The sequence below is a fragment of the Mycobacterium sp. 1165178.9 genome, assembly GCF_001673555.1.
Lineage (GTDB): Bacteria > Actinomycetota > Actinomycetes > Mycobacteriales > Mycobacteriaceae > Mycobacterium.
Window position 1 is genome coordinate 1 of the sequence record NZ_LZMB01000544.1, and the last position, 801, is coordinate 801.

Consider the following 801-nt stretch of genomic DNA (forward strand, 5'->3'; position numbering starts at 1 on the left):
CGCCGCCGCGGCGAGATCATTGCCGAATTCCCCATCGCTGGCCGGCATCGGATGCACCTGGCTGGACGGGATGTCGACGTGGGAGAGCAAGGCGGCCCGTGCCTGCTTGTCATTGCGCTCGTCGTCGTCCTCGGGGACGTAGCGTTCGTCGCCCCAGAACAGATGCACGGATGCCCAATCGATCTCTCGTCCCACCAACGACTGCAGCAGCCCGATGCCGTTGCCGCCGCCGGTCAGCACGATGAGCGCTCGGCCCCGCGCCGCCACGGCGTTCGCGATGGTATCGGTCAGTCGCGCGGCGGCGGCTTCGACCATGGTCTTGCTGTCCGGGAAGATTTCGATGCTGGTGCTCACACGTACTGCACTTTCTCAATGCCTTCGAGCGCTGATTGGTATATCTCGTCGGGATCCAGGCGGCGCAGGTCTTCGGCGAGGCACTCACCGGTTTCCCTGCGCGCCAGTGGGAGTAGGGCGTCGGGTCGGGCCGTCCGGCTCAATGTGGCCGTCCTCCCCTCCTGCGGCCGGCTCAAGACGATGGTCTCGCTCTTGCGCACCAATTCGATCTTGAGCTCGCCGACCGCCCGGCGCACCGGGCCGTCGATGCGGCTGGCCAGCCACCCCGCCAGGACGTCCAGGGCGGGCTCGGTTCCCAGGCCCGACACCAGCGCCGACTCGATCGGTTCGTGCGGCGTCAGGTCGACGGCCGAGGTGAGCAGCGCGCGCCAATAGGTGATGCGCGCCCAGGCGAGGTCGGTGTCACCCGCGGTGTATCCGGGCAGCCGGCTCTTGATGGCCGCCAAC

Annotated in this window: 2 protein-coding genes; both read right to left on the reverse strand. The window is 68.0% G+C overall.

The features are described 5' to 3' along the window. The coding region (locus tag A5652_RS23165; protein WP_197514072.1) for a 6-phosphogluconolactonase at nucleotides 1-354 on the reverse strand (354 nt) is incomplete at its 3' end. Continuing rightward, the coding region (locus tag A5652_RS23170; protein WP_197514073.1) for an OpcA/G6PD domain-containing protein at nucleotides 351-801 on the reverse strand (451 nt) is incomplete at its 5' end. The genes A5652_RS23170 and A5652_RS23165, both read right to left, overlap by 4 nt.